Below are 19,467 nucleotides of genomic sequence, written 5' to 3'. Positions count from 1 at the left end.
CGCCCGGTGGGGTGAGCAGGAGTCACGGTCTGGACTCGGGTGCCGACCGGCCCGCCGGAGTGTCAGGCCGTATTGAAACGGTGCACATACGCGGCTGCCAGGTCGCGTATCTGCTGGGCTGTCAGCTGCTTGTTCGCGCCGGAACCGCACACGTTCGACTGCAGGTTCAGGATGTCGTCGATCATCCGGATGAATCCGAGGGTGACCTTGGCGGTGTCGATCGCCTGCAGCCCTTTCTTGTTCACCATGAGCACCCAGTCGAGAATGTGCGCCGAGTCGGTCAACCGCAGCAGCTCGAGTTCGTAGGCGTAGTGCCCGTCATTGTCGTAGAGGAACAGGACGAGAGAGTCGGGGGACAGGCGCCAGCCGTTCCACGCCGTATCGGCGATGAGACCCTTGTCGAAGGTGCGGCGCCGACTGCGGAATGCGGCGGCTTCCTGCTGCAGCAACTCGGCCGCGCTGTGACCGCGCTGAGGGGACTCGGTCATGTGTCGTCCTCGGTGTAGGGCCCGGGATCCGGGCTTCTCAGGGATGGCGGGGGACGTGCCGCAGGCGCTCTCCGGAGGTTCGCCCCGTGTACGGTGCCGAGGCGGACGGCGGCGGTTGGGAATACTCCGCATCTCCGGTGATCCGCCGTACGGATTACGTTTCGAAAAGGCCGACGGAACCGAGGAGCGAGTCTTCGGCCGATGTGTCGATCTCGCCGGAAAGAGGAAACGCGTTTGCGACGGTGCACCGTCGCACAGTGAAGCTGCAGCCGTTCACACCGTAGAACCGTTCAAGGTGAACGTGAAGGCCGCTGGCCGCAGGCGGACAAAATTGAATGGTGGGTGACGGTGCAGTCGAGCCGTACGGTGCTTTTGAGGTTGAAAAAGACGGAAGTCGCGACGGTCCGACGTCATACGGCGAAGCGGGGCGGTGCCGGAGCCGTTTCTGTCCGATGAGGCGGCGCGGGAAGGACGGGAAGCGACGGGAAGCGACGGGAAGCGACGGCCCGGACTCAGGTGTCGGTGGAGATGACCACGCGGCGGTTCTTCGCCCGGCCCTCCTCGGCGGTGTTCGGCCGGGTCGGCCGGGTCTCGCCGTACCCGGTTGCCTCGAGCCGTGAGCGGTCCAGTCCTCCCTTGGCCGTCAGCCAGTCCAGGACGGCCTGCGCGCGTTTGCGGGACAGGGTGACGTTGTAGGCGTCCTCCCCCTGGGAGTCGGTGTGGCCGTCGATGCGGATGGTCGCGTCCGGGGAGGCTCTCTCGGCGATCCGCCGGGCGATGCGCCTAAGCTCGGCCGCGGCGGCCGGTTTGACGGCGGCGCTGTCGAAGTCGAACAGGACGTCCGCGTCGAGGCTGAAGGCGATCGTGTCCTCGCCTTCCAGGACCTCGCTCTTGCCGACCTCGTACGCCTTCAGCTCGGCCGCGCGGATCTCCACCGCCTTCACCTCCACGGCCCGTGCCTCTACTGAGGGCACCTCCACGGAGGGGATGCATTCCCCCTGGTCGTTGCATGCGTGAGGACGGACGATGTACGGCCTGATGACGAAGGGCCTGATGACGAAGGGGCGGATGATGTACGGCCTGATCACGTACGGCACGAGCCCGCCGTCCTTCGGTTTGATCTGACACACCTCGGGTGTGGAGACGCCGCCGGCGTGGACCGCCTCGGCGCTGACGGCCTCGGCGCGTACGGGGTCGAGCTTGATGCCGCCCGCTTCCACTCCCGGAATCTCCACCCCGGGGATCTCCACGGCCGGGATCGTCACCGGCGGAATGCTGGCCGCGCCCAGACAACCGCCGGGAGCGGGCTTGATCTCGGTGCACTGGGCGGGGATCCGCTGGGCCGGGATGTCCACCCCCGGAATGGTGGCCGCCGGTATCTTCTCGCCGCCGATCGTCGCCTCGGGGATGTGAACGGGGTCGGCGTGCACGGCCGGGATCTCCACGGCGGGGATGAGCTCGCCGTGGGGGCAGCTGGTCGGTTCGGCGGTTTCCTGTCCTGCGGACGCCGAGGGGGAGCCGGTGACCGACGGGGCAGGGGTGGTGACCGATGGGGTGGAGGACCGGGCCACGCGAGACTGCTCCTGACTGCTGCCTCCGGCCCCCGCCCCGGCTTCGGCCCCGGTTCCGGTTCCGGTTCCGGTTCCGGTTCCGGTCGGAAGCATGCCGCAGGCCGCCAGCGTAGCCACGAGCAGAGCGGAGACGACAGCGAGTGCTGCTCTCATAGGGCCTTTCCCCCGATGTCCTGATGTCCACACGAGAAGCCGCGGGAGGAACCCTAGCCCGGAGAGATCTTGCAGAATACAACCACCGGGTTGAAAACCGGCTCCACCCGCCGCGGTAGCGCGGCTCCACCTGTCGCGGTAGGCAAAAGGATCAGAACCGCATTCCCCGGCTCGTCACAGGAGCCGAGCTCGTCATTGGAGCCGCCGATGCCCGCCCGCCGGATCGTCCCCAACGTCCAGTCCGAGGCCCCGAAGGAGAGCGCGGAGTTCTACGGTCTCCTGGGCCTGGAAGAAGTCATGAACCACGGCTGGATCGTGACCCTGGCCTCCCCGTCCGCTCCCACCGCGCAGGTCAGCATCATGACCGCGGACAAGACGGCACCCGTCACCCCCGACATGAGCATCGAGGTGGACGACGTGGACGCCGCCTACGCGGCCATGCGCGAGCACGGCGCCGAGATCGTGCACCCGCTGCAGGACGAGGAGTGGGGCGTCCGCCGGTTCTTCGTCCGCGACCCGAACGGCCGGGTGGTCAACGTCCTGGGACACCGCTGACCACGGAAAACCGGTGACGGCGACATCAGCCGAGGCGCTGCAGCCGTACTGCGGCGTGATCACTCGACCCGAGTCCTTGACGGGGCCGAGACCGGCGCGGTAGAAAACTGTCTGGTTATAAAACCGGAAGGTAATCAACATGGCTACCGACGTTCTCGACGCCACGTTCGCCGCGCTGGCCGACCCGACCCGGCGGGCGATCCTGGCCCGGCTGAGGGAGGGCGAGGCCACGGTGACCGAACTGGCCGCGCCGTTCGCGATGAGCCAGCCGGGCATCTCCAAGCACCTGCGGGTGCTGGAGCGGGCCGGGCTGATCTCGCGTGGACGCGACGCGCAGCGCAGGCCCTGCCGCCTGGAGGCCGCTCGGCTCAGAGACGCCGTCGACTGGCTGGCGGACTACCGCTCCTACTGGGAGGAGAGCTACCAGCGGCTGGACGCCCTGCTCGGCGAGCTCGATCACGACGGACCGGACGCCACCGAACGGGGAACCCCATGACTTCGGGGCAGGGACAGGCCGAAGGCCTGACGGTGCGGGCGCTGTCCGACACCGATCTCCTGCTCACCCGGACCTTCACCGCACCCCGCCGGCTCGTCTTCGACGCCTTCACCCGGCCCGAACTGCTCCGGCGCTGGCACGGCGCGCGCGGCTGGCACCTCGTCGTCTGTGAGGTCGACCTGCGCCCGGGCGGCGCCTGGCGCTTCGTGTCGCGCGGGCCGGACGGCGCCGAGATGGGTCTCGGCGGGGTGTTCCACGAAATCGACGCACCCGGCCGGCTGGTGCAGAGCGAGGTCCATGACGGCTGGGAGGAAGGCGAGGCCCTCGTCACGACCGTCCTCGACGAGCGGGACGGCCGGACCGCGATGACCACCACGGCGCGCTATCCCTCACGGGAGATCCGCGACAGCGTGCTCCGTACCCCCATGGAACGCGGCGCGGGCGAGGCGTACGACCGTCTCGCCGAGATGCTCAACGGGATGACCACGAAAGGCGAGACGCAATGACCGACACCCAGCCCACCCAGGCCACTCAGCCCCGGCCCACGCAGACCGAGATCCCCGCCGACGTCACCGACGTCCCCGCCGACCACACCGCCCCGCCCGTCCGCCCCGGCATGTTCCTCCTCGAACTCGTCCCCGTGCCCGTCACGGACATCGACCGGGCCAAGGCCTTCTACACCGACTGCCTCGGCTTCCACGCGGACGTCGACGTACGGCCCGCAGAGGGCGTCCGCGTCGTCCAGCTCACCCCGCCGGGCTCGGCCTGCTCGATCACTCTGACCGAGGGCATCGAGTCCCTCGACATGCCGGCCGGCACGCTGCGCGGCCTGCACCTGGTGGTCAGCGACATCGAGAAGGCCCGCGCGGAACTCATCGAACGCGGCACGGACGTGGAGCCGGTCGAGGACCTGGGCGGCGTCTACTACGCCCGCTTCGCCGACCCGGACGGCAACACCTGGACCCTCCAGCACATGCCCTGGCGCGTCTGAGGAGCTTCTCCGGGGCTCCGCTCTCCGAGGTGGAGTCTGTTCGCATCCCAGGGAGTGTTCGAGGTCTGCCTGAGAAGTCGTTCACCGGTGTCGCCCAGGATGCCGATCGTGTGGATGACATCGGTAACGACGTGGCCGGCGGAGGATGTACGGCGGGCCTGGACACCACGGTCGATCCAGATCGTGCGCAGGCCGGCCGCGCATCCTCCACTGATGCCCGCAACGGGATGTCTCCGACTATCCGAGCTTCGGTGGTGATCTCGAATAGACCCGTCTCAGGATCGCAGATGCCCTCGATGCCCTCGATGCCCGAGAGCGCCGGGCCCTCGACGGCATGGGCCAGGCCCGTCCGCCGGATCTCGCCGGAGTGGTCGTCCGCGGTTCCGTTGGTGACGATCCCGACCAACCATCCTGTGGCACGCAGCTCAGGCAGTCCCGCCAGCACTTCCGGGCGGCAGTGGGCGAGGTAGCCGGCGGTCAGGAGAGTGCCCCCGGCCGGGCACGGCGCAAATCTACGGTGTCTGGACCTGCAGTTTCTCCCGGCCGCCTTGCAATGGAGAGGTACGTCGCAGCGGTCAAGGGGCGATGAGGAGATCCATCCAGAGGGTAGCCGAGAGGCACGTCCAGGCGAGATCCCGTCAACGGGGATCGGTCGTTGGGAAGAGGGAGCCTTGGCGGGTCCGGCGGTACCGGGCGCTTGAACTCCTCGGCGAGCTTCCGACCAGTTCGACCGTGCCTTCCTTCCTCATGAGCGAGAGCCAGCGCCGTACTGTCTGATCGGTGAGTCCGGTACGGCGGGCCAGCTCGGCCCTCGAGAGGGTCTCATCGCCGAGCGCGTTCAGCAACTGCGGACGCCGGTCGGTCCGGGTGGAGGCCGGCGTCTCTCCGGAGACTCGGCGACGTAACCGCTGCGACAGCTCGTAGCGTGCCCATCGTCTGGTTCCGATCTGGACGACGAGTTCGCGGGCGACGAGGTCCTGTAGCTCGGCCGTGGCGACACGCGAGTCCACACCGGCCGTGCTCCGATAGGAGCGGTTGTCCAGGATTTCTCCGTCCCGGAGCATTGCCAGCGCGATGCATTGGCTGTCAGCGAGACCTCTCTCGCCGAGACTCTGGATCCATCTCACGGTCTCCTCACCCAGAAGCGCATGGTTGGGGATGGTGACGGTGAAAGAAGCGATTCGATCATCGAACTGTGGCGGGCTCATCCCCGCGGCTCGTAGGGCGGAGACCATGGCACGGATTCCAGAGCCACGGTTCTCGCAGACGGTCCGCGTCTCACCGGGGATGGGAACCTCCTCGAGGATCCTCATCAGAGTCGCGTTTCGAGTGGAGGAGATTCCTTCGTCGGCGAGGTTGTCGATGGTCACCGGACCGAACAGCCCGCCCGGGCTCCGGACGATCAGCTTGTCCGGATACATCTCGATCTGGATCTGTGTGCCTCGGGAAGCGCTGGAGAGGTCCCTGTGCACGAGCGCGTTGACCACGGCCTCCCGGAGCGCGGTCTCCGGATATTCCCAGACGTCCTCGCGACCGGCTCCGCCGATGATCGCTCTTCGGGACATGTTCCGCCGGATCACGGCCAGAGCGTCGCGAACCATGACGGGGATAGGGCCTTCGATGGTGACATTGTCCAGAAACCGGGTCTCCGCAGCCGATGCGTCACCGGCGGACGGGGGATAGTGAACGAAACTGACCATCAGCTGCGGGAAGTGCTCCTGGGGGTAGGAACCGAGCGCGAGCAGCGCCGCCAGAGACAGCGCGTCCGTGCCGTCAGGCCCGGTCACCACTACTTTGGCCCGCCTGAGCAGAGCATCTCGATCAAGGTCCTTGAAGGCGTACGGCCTGCTGACCCGGAGCCGCGCGATGAAGGTCTCCAGGATGATCGGGTCGAGTAGCTCCAGACCGGTCCCGGGAACGCTCTGCTCGTCCTCGCGCGGCTGGCCTCGGGAGGACAGCATGATCTGGACCTCGTAGCTCGACAGCCGCCGGTCGCCGTCACCGACACGAACGAAACTGCCCTTGGTCATCCCGGCGCCCCGGTAGAAGCACGGCCGCTGGGCGGGGTCGAGTTCGGGAACCTCCGCGACGATGAGCTTCACGCCTTCGAAGTCATGGACGCGGATCAATGGCCGAAGGACGGGTTCCATGTCGGTGGAGCAGAGCGAGGCCAGGTCGTTGGAGAGCTTCGCAGCGTCGTGCACGCCGGTCGCCGCGAACCCGGCGGTTTCGTCCAGGCCGAGGATGAGCACTCCGCCATGGGTGTTGGCGAAGGCGGAGAGGGACTCCCGGACCGTCTTCGGCAGCTCACGGTGGGACTTCTTCACCTCTACGTCAGAGACGTCCCCACCCAGTGTGCGGAGGTTCGCGATGATCTCGAAGAGCTCCTCGTCCTGCATCCGTATCCCCTGACCAGCCCAGACGAGACATGCTAACTAACATGCTAGTTAGCATGCTAATTAGCATGCTGGAAGGTGGGGCGAAAACACTCCAGTTGCAGCCCATCCGAGAGCCCTTGCCCGGTGACCCAAGTTGATCTTCGCGGCCGACGCGCAGAAGCGGGAGGGGCTTTATCCGGCTTTGTCGCGATAAGTGCCCCCGGCATGATTCGAACATGCGACACCCGCTTTAGGAGAGCGGCGGCCGTATGGCTGGCACATGCGGTGTGAGCTGCTTGAACGTCCCACGCAACCCGCACCTCTTGCAAGGTCATCCCGCACATGTCCCGCACTCACCAGGCTCGGGGTCGGAAACGGTGCGGGGCATGGCTGCCTGCTTGCAAACGGAGGCCAGGTACGACGGGGGGCGTCCTTACTCAAGTGGCAGATGCCGACCGGCGGCGTGCGCCCGTGTGAGGCGAGAGTGTTGTACCCCGCTGCGGTACAGCGCCCCGGCAGGTGACCAACTCTGCTCACTCGGTGGCAAGGGGACCCGTACCGCAGGGCCGTCAGGCCCGAGGAACGGAAGCCCCGCGGCAGGACAAGGACTTCCATTAGGAGAGGGGCCAGTCGGCTCAGCTCGGCTTCTGACCTGCGGAAAGTCTCCCAGAGCTTCGTAATATGAACGCTTAGTAGGTTATGGACTCGACAGGTGGGCGCGCTCACACCCGGTTGCTCATGACATTGAGGCGGTAGGCAGCAAGCTTGTCCTTGTCGAGGATGACATGATCGTGTCGGCCGTTGAATCAAACGGATTCGCGTCGCAAATCGACCGTCTATCGCTCGTTTGCCGTCAACCGGCTATACAACGAAGTGCAGCAGATGTAGCCTTCCGGGCTGTGGACCGTACCGCTGCCGAACGGGCTTTCCGTGTCAGGGTTGCAGAAGACATCAGCAACCCGAAAGTTCTCTCCGCTGAGACGCTTGAGGTTAAAAAGGGTCCTCAGGCGTGGAAGGCCGCTAAACTCCGTACCTACGGTGATAGGGACACAGGAGAGATCAGGAAGAGAGAGTTCTCGGTAGAGCAGTACGCCGCGAAATTATGGGGTGCTGGATATCGATTCGACGAAAAGCCTGAGCGCAGATGGTATTGCGAAGACGCAGAGATTGATGCACTACTTGCTTTTCTTAACGGCGCCATGCCTAGCACAGGAACTTACATCAGGGTTGATGATGTGTCGTTGCCTGAGGCAATGCTTGAATCCATTCACACAGGTGACCTGTCTTTGGATAGAGTGGCAGAGGTCATAAAAACACTCGCTTCGGCACCCGGCCTGGTTGATCAGCTTATAGATAGTGAGGGAATCGCACTACTTTCCGGGCTCTTCGAAATTCGACGGCAGCACAAGGCCCTCGGAAATCTTCGCGCTGTAGTAGAGAACCCACGCTCAACCGAGCATGATATCCAGAAAGTTTTGGATGACAACTGGTGGATATTTGGCGGTCATTTCATCCGAAAGGAAGATAGGCGTCGACTAACGGTCCTGGATATCATCGACATCCCTCTAATTAGGGCTGATGGGTCTCTGCATATTGTGGAGCTGAAGCAGGCCAATGTCCCTCAACTAGTGGAGAAGCCCCGTAAGCATCTCATTGTAAGCGGCAAGGTTCATGAAGCCGCCATGCAATGTGTTAACTACTTGCGATCTCTGGACCATAAGCGGGACTCTATATGGACGGATTTTCAAATAGATTGCAGTAGAGCTACTGCAGTTGTGGTGATTGGACATCCTCTTTTCGTCAAGGATTGTACAGAGCGGGAACTAGCTGAGGCTCTTCGTACATACAATGCGGCCCTGAACCGCGTTGAAGTGATCACCTATAAAGATCTGATCGATGGGGCTGCGCGTGCTCTATCTGCGGTGGCTTCCGGAGAACTTGTGGAAGCCACCAGACAAGACGAAGAGCCGGCAGTTGAAGAAGAACCGACAGAGGGCATGTGGAACGGGCCATCGGTCCAATAGCTTGATAAGATCAAGAGAGACGGACGCTCTTACTCCAAGCACCTGCCTCCTGCAGTTTGGCTCGGATGTGATCCAAGCGCTTAACAACCGCTGCTATCTGTCGCTGCCGATCGAGATCGGGCTCTCCTGTCTCCGTAATTGGCACTTCGATCTCTAGCTGCCTGACGCGTCGCGTATACAGCTTCGCCTCATAGAGATAACCGCCTTGAGCAATCGTTTGGCTAAGAGCAACGGCTAGATAGCCAAGATCTATGTCTGAGGACGGGGGCTCAACCGGTCCACCATTACGTATGGCATCGTCGAGCCACTCTGCCCCACGCTCAATCGACCATGGTTGCACTATTACTACGTCATCCGTCATGACGCAGTCAGCTTCGCGGTAGAAGACAGTGCCCACTGCCGACGCACCAGTAGCCATCACCGTAACAGAGGGGAAAGGCTCAGGCGGATAACCTTTCTCCTCTAGCCATGCAAGTGATATATGGCCCTTAACGGTATCGGGTCGCGTAAACACCGAATATACAGGCACGTCTCCTGGATGCTCGCGGAGATCTACGTTTCGGATTCGGATTCCTGAGCGGATTTGGAACCTCTCGGGGTCAGAAAGACTGAACTTCGCCGTCTTCCTTGCCGAGAGACTCGCGAGCTCTTCTTTTGCCTGCTGTAGTTCTCCAATTAGGTCCTGCAGGGTGTCAGTTGCTAGGTCGATGAACTCAGCACGATCAATGGTCTCTGCGCGCTCACCAAGAGCAACGTGCTCAGCGTCAGTCCAGTGCCTTACGACGTCCCAGCGCTCGTCAGGTGCAAATGCGTCAGAAGGGACGAGCTTCGCGAATTCGCAACCCTCGTATGTCAACGGGCGGGTCGGTGTTACCTCCACGGGATTTTGGAGGTAGTGAACAAATAGATCCGCCAATACAGACAAATCGTTGTCGTTTGGCGTGGGGACGCGTTCGTAGTCCAGTGTCTCCCCGATGCTTCGAGCGATCCCACAGAATACCGGGGGACGGGATTGTGCTGAAGTCTTCCGCTTCTCTAGAACCAGAATATATGTGGGTTGGGCTGTATTAAAGAAAGCATTCCGAGGAAGCTGGATGCTTGCCCGGATATTGCATTCACTGAGTAGTTCATCTTTTAGACGTTGGGCCGTGCGATTCAGCAGGCCTAGAGGAACAATGACGAAGGCTCGACCGCCAGGCTTTAGGGCTCCTGAAATATAGCGAAGGAAGAGGGCTTCGACGCCCAACCCTCCAACATCGTAGTAATCGCGAAGAGATACGCCATTACGAGGACCCTGCAGATGCTCAATCTCTTTGCGGTAGATTGAGGACCCTTGCGTGACGTAAGGGGGATTAGTAAGGATGACATCAACGGAATCCCGTGGCGGCTGTAGCAATGATCCCAGCGTTTCATTTTCATTGATCAGCAGGAATGTATTTGCTAGCGCTTGGTTTAGAGCATCTGTGGTTGTATCCGGGTTTCTAACCGACTCGGCGAGATGAAGGAGCATATTCGCCTTAGCCAGAATGTTTGTGGAGACATCTACATCGACACCGATGAGTTTTACCCTCTGTTGCGGTTCACCGTCCTTGAATGTGACGTTGCCGGGAAGCGCATCGGGGAATAGAAGCGGTTCAAGTATGAATCCGCCGACACCTGCTGCGGGGTCTAGAACGACCGAGTTATCTGGCAGGGCGTTGAGCATTGCCATCCTGATCATCGGCTTAACGATGTTTCTGGGTGTGAAGAATTGACCGAGCCGTTGCTGGCGAGCCGAGCGACGCAGGAAGGTCTCGTACAGGCGAAGCTTAAACTCAGGATCGATGTTCGTTAGGGCGCCGAATCGTTGAAATTCTGCAAGAATCTCGCAGAAGGTGCGATTGTACGAAGGGATGGTGGTCGTAGGCGATGAACGCAGGAATGCGAAACCATTGATAATGGTCGTTTGGGAAACGACGGCTGCGAGACCGAAGATATTGCGCACGTGCTCATCTGAGACCGTCAGGCGTTCCGCGAATATCTGCTTAATTTTCGGGCGAATACTATTGACGTAGTATTCGATCTGAGTGCTACCCTTCGCTTTGGCGAATTCTTCAGGGTCGGTGAGGAGAATATCGAACCGAAAGTCTGCAGGGAGTACCGCCAGGGGTAGGTTATCCGACAGGAACTTGAGCATGAAGATTTCAACAAAGGTAAGAAGGCAGTCCTTTGGTTCAGCTTTTGTTGCGTGCCAGATTATCTGCCAGACTGTTTCCGCTAGAGGCTTGGGGTCGCGCACGACGTCAGATTCGCCGCGATAGAGATCGGATAGAACCGCAGGGCCGAAGTCGCGCGTTTCCGGGAAGTTGACAATCCTTCCCTCGCTGGCCGAGGCAACTGCATCAATGTACTGGAAGCGCGTGCCATCTGTAGTAATGGCAATTCTCACTCCCATGGCCAACGCGCTCACGACTGCCTGCTCTGCAGCAGCGAGCGCGTCGTTACCCTTTTTGAAGCGGCTTCGTGCTTTCCACTCGGCAACCGCGATTGGGAAAGCTCGATTTCCAACGCGGTGAAGGTATACGGAATCCGGCTTGCATAGGTTAGCGCGGGCGGGAGGTTTATATTGCGTGCATGGGAATGAGATTGTACTCGCGGGAGTGAAGTCTAGTCCTTCTTTTGCCAAAGTTGAGAGCGTAGTGGCGCCCAGCTCAAGTAGTTCGAAATCACCAAAGCGTTTCCCCTTGATGCCTTCTGTGGTGAGGTAGCCTTTTTGGGCCAGCTCTTCCGTACTCACGAGACTCCCATCCATCTGCCGATGCCCCGCGCTCTGGGCTTCTGCGAAATCTTAGTACTATAACTGGCAGGCAGTGAATGAGTGATGACGAAGGCTCCACAGGTGCGGACCTGCTGCGAGCCCTCGACACGGGTGGGGCCTCGATCTTGATTACGAGCTTGCGTGTGATCTAGGGATTGGTTGCGCGTAGGCCGGTGCTGGCCGCGACCGGCCGGAGAGCCGCAGCGCGGCCAGCAGACCGCCCGAACGCGCGGCGGATCGCCGCAGGCGAGCCGCCTTTAAAGACGTAGAGATAAGTTTCTTTCGATCTTGGCACGCGATCGGGCAAGTAGCTCATTGTGATTGAATGATCACTGTGTGATCGTGGGATGTCTAGACGGGTGACAGGATCTTCACTGTGTCGGGGGCGTCATGGCCGCAGAGTCTGCAAGGGATCTTGTTGTAACCGGGCTGATCACAGGAGGCTTGTCCACGATCTTCACGTTGGCGCTCGCGCACTTCACCTTCCGCTTCGCCAGGAAACCGGAGATCGAGGCGACCTTCCGGCGGGAGCTGGATGCCGCACTCCGGCTGCGAGCTGAAGATAGGGCTGATCAGGTGCAGCGCCAGATCGCTGTCTGTGCCGGCCCCTTGTTCGTCGCCGCAGAGGAGCTCTCCGCCAGACTGGACAACATCCTCAACAACCAGGGGTTCCCCGCGCTAGCTCGTGACTGGGAGACCAGGCGTGATCAGAACTGGTCCAACACCCACGAGTACTTCCTGACATCGACTCTCTACCTGTTCGGGCAGTACTTCGCGCGGGTGCAGATCATGAAGGATCGGCTGGGAGTGGATGAGTATCTGCTCCAGCGCGATAAGGACGACTTGTGGTCACGCGTGCGAGGAGTAACGGGCGCGCTGGCGGACTACCCGACCTCCTACAGTCCGGGCTGTGCCGGCCAGGACAGGCAGGTTATGAAGTGGGAGCAGGTCGCCATCGGAGAGGCGCTGATCTCTCACGAGGGGGGTGTCTCCACGGTTCTCGGCTATTCGGCCTTCATGGAGCGGCTGGGCGAGATCGACCTTCACTTTCAGTCTCTGCGTGCTCTGGTGATCGATCTCGCGCCTGTTCCCAGTGGGAACTGCCGCTGGCAGCGGATGCTGAGCCTTCGGGAAGAGCTGGCCAAGGTGACAGCAGAGTGCAGGCGGCTTCTTCAACGAGACGTCCGCTTCGACGATCGCGGTAGCGGTGATGCGCCGGCCCAGAGGCGTTCGAAGCTGTCGAGGTAGGTCGCTGCCATGCTGTCGGTCTCGCTGCGGGTCAGGTAGATGACCGGTGCCTCGGGAGCGCGGGTGCCGTAGGCGTGCAGGTTGATCAGCAGATCGTCATCGGCGCGGTAGATCGAGTTGTACAGCGCTGTCCGGTGGAGCCGGATGTCGATGCCCTCGACGTCCTGGAGCGGTTGGAACAGGGCAAGGGTGTTGCGCACGCGGGCGGCCATGACGTCGCCGCCGACGCCTTCTTCTGCGCCTCGGGCTGCTACAGCCGGACTGTCGGGGTCGCCCAGCAGGATCCGCACTCGCACGCCTGCGCGGGCTCGTTCGACGAGGACACGCAGGATCCCGGTGTCTTCGGCGAGGAACAAGCCGCTGTAGACCAGGATGCCGATCTCTTTCTCGGCGGCCTGGAAGAAGCTGCGCCAGACCTCAGCCGGTACGGCCCAGCGGTGCGGGTAGATCGCCTTGAGCTCTCCGGAGACACCTCGCCGGCCCCGGCTTTCCTCCGGCCACAGCTCGTCCTCGTCGGTGCCGAGCAGATCGGCGACCGCCAGACGATGGCGGGGATGGGGGATGCGTCCGGAGACCCAGCGGGAGACGGTCTTGGGGTCCACGGCCAGGCGGGCGGCCACATCGACGGGCTGCAGCCGTGCACGGATGAGGGCGTGCCGGAGGTTCTCGTTCATGAGGGGCGTCCCTTCGCAGGGTCGGTACCTGCGACGCTAACACAAGACGTCCCTAGACGTCCCTAACTCGCGGTGCCGGAGTCCTCCCCGGGAAACCACGCTCGACGGCATGGGGAGCCCAGCGCCCGGGGCTCCCCGCCCCTCCACACCGATGGGAGTCCTGCCGTGAGCACCTTGAAAGCCAGCCAGCACGCCTACCAGGTCGAGCTACTGACCGCGCTGCGCGGGGAACTGATCGACCGGAACACGACCGCGGTCCTGATCGTCGATCAGAAGGGCCGCCCGTGCCTGGACGTGACCGATCACGCCTTCCGGACCCGCCGGGTCTATGTCCACCTGGCATTCCAGTGGTTCTACTGGGGAGATCAGGCCGATGAGCGGGTCTCGTGCCTGCACCTTCTGCCGGCGGCCGATCAGATCGTCGTGGCGGCCCGGACCGGGTGGCACGAGGGGGAACAGGGAGACCTCGGCCTCGACCTCACGAAGATTATCGATGCCTACCGCGGCTGAGCCGATGCCAAAGCACGAGGGCCGGTGGCTGACCGGTGGGCGGGTCTATGACCAGATCGCCGCTCGACTCCGCGCCCGGATCGCCACAGGCACCTATCCGCCGGGAAGCGCGCTGCCGTCTGAGGCGGCTTTGGTGGCGGAGTTCCACGTGGCCCGGACCACGACCCGCCGGGGTCTGGCCCTCCTGGAGGCCGAAGGGCTGATCGCTACTTTGCCAGGCAAAGGGCGTGTGGTGATTGGTGACGGCTCGCCTGATGGGCCGCTGTATCGCTATCAGATGATCGCCGCGGCCCTGCGTACTCAGATCTGCGGTGGGATGCTGGCGGCCGGCGCCGTACTGCCCAGCGAGCATGCCCTGCGGCGTGAGCACGGGGTCTCGCGTAACACGATCCGTCAGGCCTTGGCCGAGCTGGAGCATGAGGGACTGATCACCACCGAGCATGGCAAGGGCCGGTTCGTGTGTGCCCTGCCGCGCTGAGACGTCTTGGGACGTCTGGGCCGGACGCTGGAAGTCTCCCCAGGTCCGGCCCTTATCGTGAACCGCATGGGACAAGCTGAGTGGGCGCGTGACCTGGCCAGAGACCTCCTCGAAGAGCCGTTGCCACGCCGGTGGGCACACTCGCAAGGGGTAGCCGCGCGGGCCGAGACACTCGCACCCATCCTCGGCCCAGAGGTAGACCTGCTGATCGCTTCTGCCTGGCTGCACGACATCGGATACGCGCCCGATCTCGTCGACACCGGCCTTCACGCCCTCGATGGCGCCCGTTACCTGCGCGACGTGCACGCCGCCGACGAGGTGCTGTGCCGCCTCGTGGCGTACCACTCCTGCGCGGTCTACGAAGCCACCGAACGCGGCCTGATTGACGCGCTGACTACCGAGTTCGATCAGGAACGTCCGGAATTGGTGAAGGCGCTGATCTACTGCGACATGACCACCAGTCCCGATGGCCTTCCCCTCGACGTCGTCGACCGACTCGCGGAGATCCATTCCCGTTACGGCCCCGAGCACCTGGTCAGCCGCTCCATCCGCAATGCCACCCCGTGCATCACCTCAGCCGTCCACGCGGTCCGAACTGCTTTGGTATCCGGCTCATAGTTCGCTGCCGGTCAGGGAGCTCAGCTCACCAGCTGAACGGGAAAGGCTGATGACCAGGCTTGACGTACGAATAATCCCGGGACTCGATGACCAAGCCTTCCGCATTGAACCGCAGCATCGTGCATCCCGAGATGGTCAGCGGACCGCTGGCGTAGCGGCACAACGCCCAATACTCCGCCGCAGCCCGGTCACCCCGGACCAGGGGTATGGCGAACCGGGCCTGTGTGGGCTCGACCTCTGACGCGAACGCCTCCTGAAGGTACTTCCTGAGCCCGGCGCGCCCTTGGTGAGGGGAGCTGAAGGGCGTCGACCAATGGACGCCGTCTTCGGCCTGGCACGCGACGATGGCTTCGGTGTCTTTCTGCACCCATCCCGTGGTCCACACCTGTGTCCAGCGCAAAGCGGCTTCATGAACGTCCACAGTGACTCTCCATGATCGGTACTGACTCGATGCCGGACCCTACAGCTCGCCTCAGACACTTCCCGGCGAATCCGGAGACGCCTCCCTCTCCGTGGCGGCATCCGGAGTTCCGGCGCTTTCTACCCGATGTACGGCGTCGCCCGGCCGGCCAGGAAGTGGCCGATTCGCAGGCGCATCGATCGGTCCATCGTCAGCGCCTCGACCTCCTGGCGCGGCATCCAGCGCACTTCCCGAGACTCGTCACTCGGTGTCGGCTCGCCCCCGACGGCTCGGCCGGTGAGCACGATGGAGAACTCCTGACGCGCCTCGCCGTTGGAGGTGTAGAGGATCACGTGGCGGGGGTCGGTGTAGGTGCCGACGATTCCAGTGATCTCACAGCGGATACCGGTCTCCTCCAGCGTCTCGCGGATGCCCGCCTCCGGCAGTGACTCACCGAGGTCGATGGCTCCGCCGGGCACGGCCCAGTTGTCGTTGTCGCTGCGGCGGATCAGCAGAATCTCGCCTGCGTCGTTGGTGACCACGACGTTCACCGAGGGCACGAGACTGTTGGGCTTGGGTGCGGCGGGGTCGTCGTAGAAGTCGATGCGGCGGGCCATGATCAGGACTCTACGGGCCGGGCGCCGGCCCAGACGGCGTCGAAGCTGTCGGTGTAGGTGGTGACCATGTCGCCGCCGGCCACTCTGCGCAGGTGCAGCACGGGCGCGTTGGCGGCGGGCTGGCCGTACACGTGGGTGTTGACGAGAAGCTGATCGTCGGCGCGGTAGACGGAGTTGTACAGCACGGTCCGGTGCAGCCGGAGCTCCACGCTGTCGAGCCGCAGAAGCGGCCGGAACAATACGAGAGCGTTCTTGATGCGAGCGGCCATGCCCTCACCGATGCCCTCATCCGCGCCACGCTGGGCGACCTCGGCGGAGTCGGGATCACCGAAGAGAACGCGTACCTGTATCCCCGCCTCAGCTTTCTCGGCGAGTAAGCGCAGGACACCGGTGTCTTCAGCCAGGAACAGGCCGCTGTAGACGAGGATGCCGATCTCCTGGTTGGCCGCTGAGAACAGACGTCCCCAAGCGTCCCTCGGTACGGCCCAGCGATGCGGGTAGACCGTGACGATCTCGCTCTCGGATGCGGCGGCTACCTGCTGAGGCGTGAGCGCCTCGGGCCACAGGTAGGACTCGTCCGTTTTCAGGAACGACGCCACTGCAAAACGGTGCTTCCGGTACGGCGTGCGGTTCTTAGTGATCCACCGCTCCACGGTTTTCGGGTCGACCTGAATCGACTCGGCCAGCTCGGCCACCGATGCCCCGCGTTCGAGCAGGGCCGCGCGCAGTCGCTCGTTCGCCATTCCACCTGCCCAGAGGGGACGTCCAGGGACGTGGCAATCGTAGACCGGACGTCCTGAACATGTCCCGTCCTGTAGTGATCTCGTCCCCCCTGATCGGCGCACTCTCGGTATCGCAAGCCAGCAACCACCAACCGAGAGGAGCGATACCAATGATCAACACGACCATCACCGACGAGTTCGACGAGACCCCCACCTGCGTGTGCGGCGCGGCTCTGGGCGAGGGACAGACCCTGTGTCGCAAGTGCCGGGCGCGGGAGCTCTGGCTCAAGCGCCAGGAGGGCAAGCGCAAGGCGAGCACCCGGCGCGGCGAGACCCGCCGTCCGGCCGGCCGTCCCCGCAACCGCAGCCAGGCGCGGGTGATCTGGTCATGAGCGCGATCCCGCTGATCATCGGCCTGGCTCTCAGCGCCGCCGTGTTTGTCGGCTACGTGCTCGTCATGATCGGCATGCGCCAGGAAGACCGGCGGATGCGTCTGACTGAGGTGCCGCCGAGTCGCGCGGCAGGTCTGGCACGCCGGATTACCGGCTGCCACGTGCGAGGTGACAGCCTCACCTACGGTCGGACAGCTGCGCCTCGACCTTCGCCAGTCGTTCCGATAGGTCGCGCAGCGTGAGGCGGATCTCGGCCAGCTCGTCGGTGGGCGGCGGGGCCGGCGGTACATCGTCCCGGACGAACACGCCCTTGCCCTGCTGGCCGATGACCAAGCCCTCATTGCGCAGCAGACCGACGGCCATCTTCACCACGCTCAAGGACGCGCCGTACTGCTCGGCCAGCTGCGCGGTGGACGGCAACGGAGTGCCGGGCGCCAGGGATCCGCCCCGGATCTTCTCGCGCAGATTGTCGGCGATCTGCAGGTAGCCGGGCCGCCCGGTGTGCTTGACCATCCCGCCCCTCATTTCGCCGTCAGTGCCTCTAGTTCAGCACAGGGCGGCGACCAAGCCAACCACGAGCACATTGACAACCCAGCCAACTAGGTTAACTATGTTGACCAGGATGAATAAGGAGGTCACCCATCATGCGCAACATCCCGATCCCCGTCGACGCCCACCGCCTGCGCTTCAGCTGCGCCAAGGCACCCCGTCCCCGCCTGCTCGACTACGAGAGCGGCAAGATCAAGGTCGACAAGCAGGGCAACACCATCTACGAGACCGTGCTGCTGGCCGAAGACGAGTTCGGCCGGATGGAACTGGTCAAGGTCGGCACCTCCGGCGAACCCCCGATCACCCAGGGCCAGGACGTCATCCCGACCGGCATGATCGGCTACCCCTGGGAGCAGATGCGCAACGGCGAACTGCGCTGGGGCATCAGCTACAAGGCCGCCTCGATCGTTCCCGTCTCCGGCAAGCCGGCAGGAGGCGAACGTGACTGACGTCCTCTGGTCACTCCTCGGCCTGCTCTGCCTGCTGGTGTGCCTGTGGGTCTGGCGGCGCACCCACTACCGATCCTTCTGGCTGCTGATCGGCTACCCGCTGACCGCCATCACAGTCCGGGCCACCTGGCGCAAGATCGCTCTGGGCTGCGGGCTGACTAAGAAGCGCCAACGCTTCTGGTTCACTCTCGCTCCCAGTGCCCTCGTCTCCACCGGCACCGTGACGGTCCGCCGCCGCTTCAAACGGGTCGCCGTCGACACCAAGCCGTGGATGTGGCTGCCCAAGCCCACCCGCTACGGCTGGCGCGTCACCCTGCACACCCTGGAAGGGCAGACTCCCGAGGACTACAACCAGGCCGCTGAGAAACTCGCCCACTCCTGGCGGGTGCACGCCGTCCGGGTCTCCTCCCCGCGCCCCGGCCGGATCGTGCTGGCCGCCACCATGCGGGATCCACTGGTGCGGGTCGACCAGATCCCGGCCTCTACGGAACTGCTGAAGGTCACCGTGGGACGACTGGAGACCGGCCAACCCTGGGTGCTCGACTTCCGTACGGTCCCGCACTGGATGAACGCCGGAGCCACCCAGTCCGGCAAGTCCAACCTCGCCAATGCCCTGATCGTCGGACTGGCACCGCAACCGGTGGCCCTGGTCGGCTTCGACCTCAAGGGCGGCGTGGAGTTCACCCCCTACGCGCCTCGGCTGTCGGCCCTGGCAACCTGCCGCACCGAGTCGGTCAGCCTGCTCGATGACCTGGTGGCGCTGATGGCCGACCGCATGGGCCTGTGCCGCCAAGCCGGGGCACGCAACATCTGGCAGCTCCCGCCGGCGATCCGCCCGGTCCCGATCGTGGTCTTGGTCGACGAGCTGGCCGAGCTGTACCTGATGGCCGACAAGAGCGAGAAAGACGAGATCGCCAAGACCTCGACTGCGCTCCTGCGGGTGGCGCAGCTCGGGCGGGCCTTCGGGATCTACCTGTTCTGCTGCGGCCAGCGCATCGGCTCCGACCTCGGCCCCGGCGTGACCGCACTCCGCGCGCAGTGCTCCGGACGCATCTGCCACCGGGTCAACGATCCGGAGACCGCGACCATGACCCTGGGCGATCTCGACCCGGCCGCCCTGGTCTCGGCTCGCTCGATCGCCGCTGAGACACCCGGCGTCGCCATCGTGGCCTCTCAAGACGGCCAGTGGTATCGGGCGCGCTCCTTCTACGTCGCCGAGCACGCGGCCGAACACGCCGCCCGGATGTATGCCGATCTGACCCCGTCCTGGGCCGATCTCACCGAAGGCACCCACGACGCCGAGATCAACGATGCCGACCTCGACGAGCTGCTCAAGGCCTGAACGATCACTTGAAAG

At 63.7% G+C, this 19,467-nt stretch carries 21 protein-coding genes and 1 tRNA gene; 12 read left to right on the top strand and 10 right to left on the bottom strand.

Annotated elements, in window-relative coordinates; genetic code table 11:
• Positions 1-62: 62 nt before the first annotated feature.
• Together Psi01_RS11570 and Psi01_RS11565 are read right to left on the bottom strand one after the other, a co-directional pair.
• Positions 63-488, bottom strand: coding sequence for a hypothetical protein (locus tag Psi01_RS11570; protein ID WP_204063956.1), 426 nt, complete (start codon positions 486-488; stop codon positions 63-65).
• A 512-nt stretch (positions 489-1,000) separates the two neighbouring features.
• Entirely contained in the window at positions 1,001-2,059 is a 1,059-nt protein-coding gene (locus Psi01_RS11565; RefSeq protein WP_204063955.1) for an OmpA family protein, read from the bottom strand.
• Between the two features lie 360 nt (positions 2,060-2,419).
• Here Psi01_RS11565 and Psi01_RS11560 point away from each other — a divergent pair, with 360 nt between their 5' ends.
• The 4 genes from Psi01_RS11560 (at position 2,420) to Psi01_RS11545 (ending at position 4,254) form a co-directional block, all read left to right on the top strand.
• Complete coding sequence (locus Psi01_RS11560) at positions 2,420-2,767, top strand: VOC family protein (protein ID WP_204063954.1); 348 nt, start codon at positions 2,420-2,422, stop codon at positions 2,765-2,767.
• 139 nt (positions 2,768-2,906) lie between these two features.
• A complete protein-coding gene (locus Psi01_RS11555) occupies positions 2,907-3,263 on the top strand; it encodes an ArsR/SmtB family transcription factor (RefSeq protein WP_204063953.1) in 357 nt (118 codons plus the stop codon).
• Complete coding sequence (locus Psi01_RS11550; protein ID WP_204063952.1) at positions 3,260-3,769, top strand: SRPBCC family protein; 510 nt, start codon at positions 3,260-3,262, stop codon at positions 3,767-3,769. Before Psi01_RS11555 ends, Psi01_RS11550 begins: the two co-directional genes overlap by 4 nt.
• The gene (locus Psi01_RS11545; RefSeq protein ID WP_239127497.1) at positions 3,766-4,254 is read left to right on the top strand and encodes a VOC family protein; all 489 of its coding nucleotides are present in this window, start codon (positions 3,766-3,768) and stop codon (positions 4,252-4,254) included. Before Psi01_RS11550 ends, Psi01_RS11545 begins: the two co-directional genes overlap by 4 nt.
• 638 nt (positions 4,255-4,892) lie before the next feature.
• Here Psi01_RS11545 and Psi01_RS11540 read toward each other — a convergent pair.
• A complete protein-coding gene (locus Psi01_RS11540) occupies positions 4,893-6,653 on the bottom strand; it encodes an ATP-binding protein (protein ID WP_204063951.1) in 1,761 nt (586 codons plus the stop codon).
• A gap of 194 nt (positions 6,654-6,847) precedes the next feature.
• Positions 6,848-6,910 (bottom strand) — tRNA-Arg (locus tag Psi01_RS11535).
• A gap of 621 nt (positions 6,911-7,531) precedes the next feature.
• On the opposite strand from Psi01_RS11535, the gene Psi01_RS11530 reads away from it, so the two are divergent.
• Positions 7,532-8,656, top strand: coding sequence for a Shedu anti-phage system protein SduA domain-containing protein (locus Psi01_RS11530; protein WP_204063950.1), 1,125 nt, complete (start codon positions 7,532-7,534; stop codon positions 8,654-8,656).
• Between the two features lie 10 nt (positions 8,657-8,666).
• Here the strand turns inward: Psi01_RS11530 and Psi01_RS11525 are convergent, their stop codons facing one another.
• The gene (locus tag Psi01_RS11525) at positions 8,667-11,432 is read right to left on the bottom strand and encodes an N-6 DNA methylase (RefSeq protein ID WP_204063949.1); all 2,766 of its coding nucleotides are present in this window, start codon (positions 11,430-11,432) and stop codon (positions 8,667-8,669) included.
• Between the two features lie 465 nt (positions 11,433-11,897).
• On the opposite strand from Psi01_RS11525, the gene Psi01_RS11520 reads away from it, so the two are divergent.
• Complete coding sequence (locus tag Psi01_RS11520) at positions 11,898-12,701, top strand: hypothetical protein (protein ID WP_204063948.1); 804 nt, start codon at positions 11,898-11,900, stop codon at positions 12,699-12,701.
• Here Psi01_RS11520 and Psi01_RS11515 read toward each other — a convergent pair.
• A complete protein-coding gene (locus Psi01_RS11515) occupies positions 12,626-13,375 on the bottom strand; it encodes an XRE family transcriptional regulator (RefSeq protein WP_204063947.1) in 750 nt (249 codons plus the stop codon). The genes Psi01_RS11520 and Psi01_RS11515 overlap by 76 nt on opposite strands.
• Positions 13,376-13,549: 174 nt before the next feature.
• On the opposite strand from Psi01_RS11515, the gene Psi01_RS11510 reads away from it, so the two are divergent.
• The 3 genes from Psi01_RS11510 (at position 13,550) to Psi01_RS11500 (ending at position 14,981) form a co-directional block, all read left to right on the top strand.
• The gene (locus Psi01_RS11510) at positions 13,550-13,885 is read left to right on the top strand and encodes a hypothetical protein (protein WP_204063946.1); all 336 of its coding nucleotides are present in this window, start codon (positions 13,550-13,552) and stop codon (positions 13,883-13,885) included.
• 4 nt (positions 13,886-13,889) lie between these two features.
• On the top strand, positions 13,890-14,363 hold the full coding sequence (locus tag Psi01_RS11505; protein WP_204063945.1) for a GntR family transcriptional regulator: 474 nt from the start codon (positions 13,890-13,892) through the stop codon (positions 14,361-14,363).
• 66 nt (positions 14,364-14,429) lie between these two features.
• Positions 14,430-14,981 (top strand): HD domain-containing protein, encoded by a 552-nt coding sequence (locus Psi01_RS11500; protein WP_204063944.1) that lies wholly within the window; start codon positions 14,430-14,432, stop codon positions 14,979-14,981.
• A 25-nt stretch (positions 14,982-15,006) separates the two neighbouring features.
• Here the strand turns inward: Psi01_RS11500 and Psi01_RS11495 are convergent, their stop codons facing one another.
• The 3 genes from Psi01_RS11495 to Psi01_RS11485 form a co-directional block, all read right to left on the bottom strand.
• Complete coding sequence (locus tag Psi01_RS11495) at positions 15,007-15,402, bottom strand: nuclear transport factor 2 family protein (RefSeq protein ID WP_204063943.1); 396 nt, start codon at positions 15,400-15,402, stop codon at positions 15,007-15,009.
• A gap of 119 nt (positions 15,403-15,521) precedes the next feature.
• Positions 15,522-15,998, bottom strand: coding sequence for an NUDIX hydrolase (locus Psi01_RS11490; protein WP_204063942.1), 477 nt, complete (start codon positions 15,996-15,998; stop codon positions 15,522-15,524).
• A gap of 2 nt (positions 15,999-16,000) precedes the next feature.
• Positions 16,001-16,741 carry a DUF5919 domain-containing protein gene (locus tag Psi01_RS11485; RefSeq protein WP_204063941.1) on the bottom strand — a complete coding sequence of 247 codons (741 nt, stop codon included), beginning with the start codon at positions 16,739-16,741 and terminating at the stop codon, positions 16,001-16,003.
• 149 nt (positions 16,742-16,890) lie between these two features.
• Here Psi01_RS11485 and Psi01_RS11480 point away from each other — a divergent pair, with 149 nt between their 5' ends.
• Entirely contained in the window at positions 16,891-17,112 is a 222-nt protein-coding gene (locus tag Psi01_RS11480; protein ID WP_204063940.1) for a hypothetical protein, read from the top strand.
• A gap of 177 nt (positions 17,113-17,289) precedes the next feature.
• Here Psi01_RS11480 and Psi01_RS11475 read toward each other — a convergent pair whose 3' ends face one another.
• A complete protein-coding gene (locus Psi01_RS11475; protein ID WP_204063939.1) occupies positions 17,290-17,625 on the bottom strand; it encodes a GntR family transcriptional regulator in 336 nt (111 codons plus the stop codon).
• 131 nt (positions 17,626-17,756) lie between these two features.
• Between Psi01_RS11475 and Psi01_RS11470 the strand changes: the two genes are divergently transcribed.
• The gene (locus tag Psi01_RS11470; protein WP_204063938.1) at positions 17,757-18,110 is read left to right on the top strand and encodes an SCO3933 family regulatory protein; all 354 of its coding nucleotides are present in this window, start codon (positions 17,757-17,759) and stop codon (positions 18,108-18,110) included.
• Positions 18,103-19,452, top strand: a complete 1,350-nt coding sequence (locus Psi01_RS11465) for an FtsK/SpoIIIE domain-containing protein (protein WP_204063937.1) — start codon at positions 18,103-18,105, stop codon at positions 19,450-19,452. The genes Psi01_RS11470 and Psi01_RS11465 overlap by 8 nt, the downstream gene beginning before the upstream one ends.
• Positions 19,453-19,467 lie beyond the last annotated feature (15 nt).

This window comes from Paraplanobispora siamensis (assembly GCF_016863175.1).
In the GTDB taxonomy this organism is placed as follows: Bacteria; Actinomycetota; Actinomycetes; order Streptosporangiales; family Streptosporangiaceae; genus Planobispora; species Planobispora siamensis.
This window is presented reverse-complemented; position numbering and strand designations above follow the sequence as displayed.

Excerpts from the sequence above, each read along its gene's own strand:
- Psi01_RS11570 (WP_204063956.1), bottom strand. The coding sequence starts at position 488 with ATGACCGAGTCCCCTCAGCGCGGTCACAGCGCGGCCGAGTTGCTGCAG.
- Psi01_RS11560 (WP_204063954.1), top strand. The coding sequence starts at position 2,420 with ATGCCCGCCCGCCGGATCGTCCCCAACGTCCAGTCCGAGGCCCCGAAG.
- Psi01_RS11555 (WP_204063953.1), top strand. The coding sequence starts at position 2,907 with ATGGCTACCGACGTTCTCGACGCCACGTTCGCCGCGCTGGCCGACCCG.
- Psi01_RS11550 (WP_204063952.1), top strand. The coding sequence starts at position 3,260 with ATGACTTCGGGGCAGGGACAGGCCGAAGGCCTGACGGTGCGGGCGCTG.
- Psi01_RS11545 (WP_239127497.1), top strand. The coding sequence starts at position 3,766 with ATGACCGACACCCAGCCCACCCAGGCCACTCAGCCCCGGCCCACGCAG.
- Psi01_RS11540 (WP_204063951.1), bottom strand. The coding sequence starts at position 6,653 with ATGCAGGACGAGGAGCTCTTCGAGATCATCGCGAACCTCCGCACACTG.
- Psi01_RS11515 (WP_204063947.1), bottom strand. The coding sequence starts at position 13,375 with ATGAACGAGAACCTCCGGCACGCCCTCATCCGTGCACGGCTGCAGCCC.
- Psi01_RS11505 (WP_204063945.1), top strand. The coding sequence starts at position 13,890 with ATGCCAAAGCACGAGGGCCGGTGGCTGACCGGTGGGCGGGTCTATGAC.
- Psi01_RS11500 (WP_204063944.1), top strand. The coding sequence starts at position 14,430 with ATGGGACAAGCTGAGTGGGCGCGTGACCTGGCCAGAGACCTCCTCGAA.
- Psi01_RS11490 (WP_204063942.1), bottom strand. The coding sequence starts at position 15,998 with ATGGCCCGCCGCATCGACTTCTACGACGACCCCGCCGCACCCAAGCCC.
- Psi01_RS11485 (WP_204063941.1), bottom strand. The coding sequence starts at position 16,741 with ATGGCGAACGAGCGACTGCGCGCGGCCCTGCTCGAACGCGGGGCATCG.
- Psi01_RS11480 (WP_204063940.1), top strand. The coding sequence starts at position 16,891 with ATGATCAACACGACCATCACCGACGAGTTCGACGAGACCCCCACCTGC.
- Psi01_RS11475 (WP_204063939.1), bottom strand. The coding sequence starts at position 17,625 with ATGGTCAAGCACACCGGGCGGCCCGGCTACCTGCAGATCGCCGACAAT.
- Psi01_RS11470 (WP_204063938.1), top strand. The coding sequence starts at position 17,757 with ATGCGCAACATCCCGATCCCCGTCGACGCCCACCGCCTGCGCTTCAGC.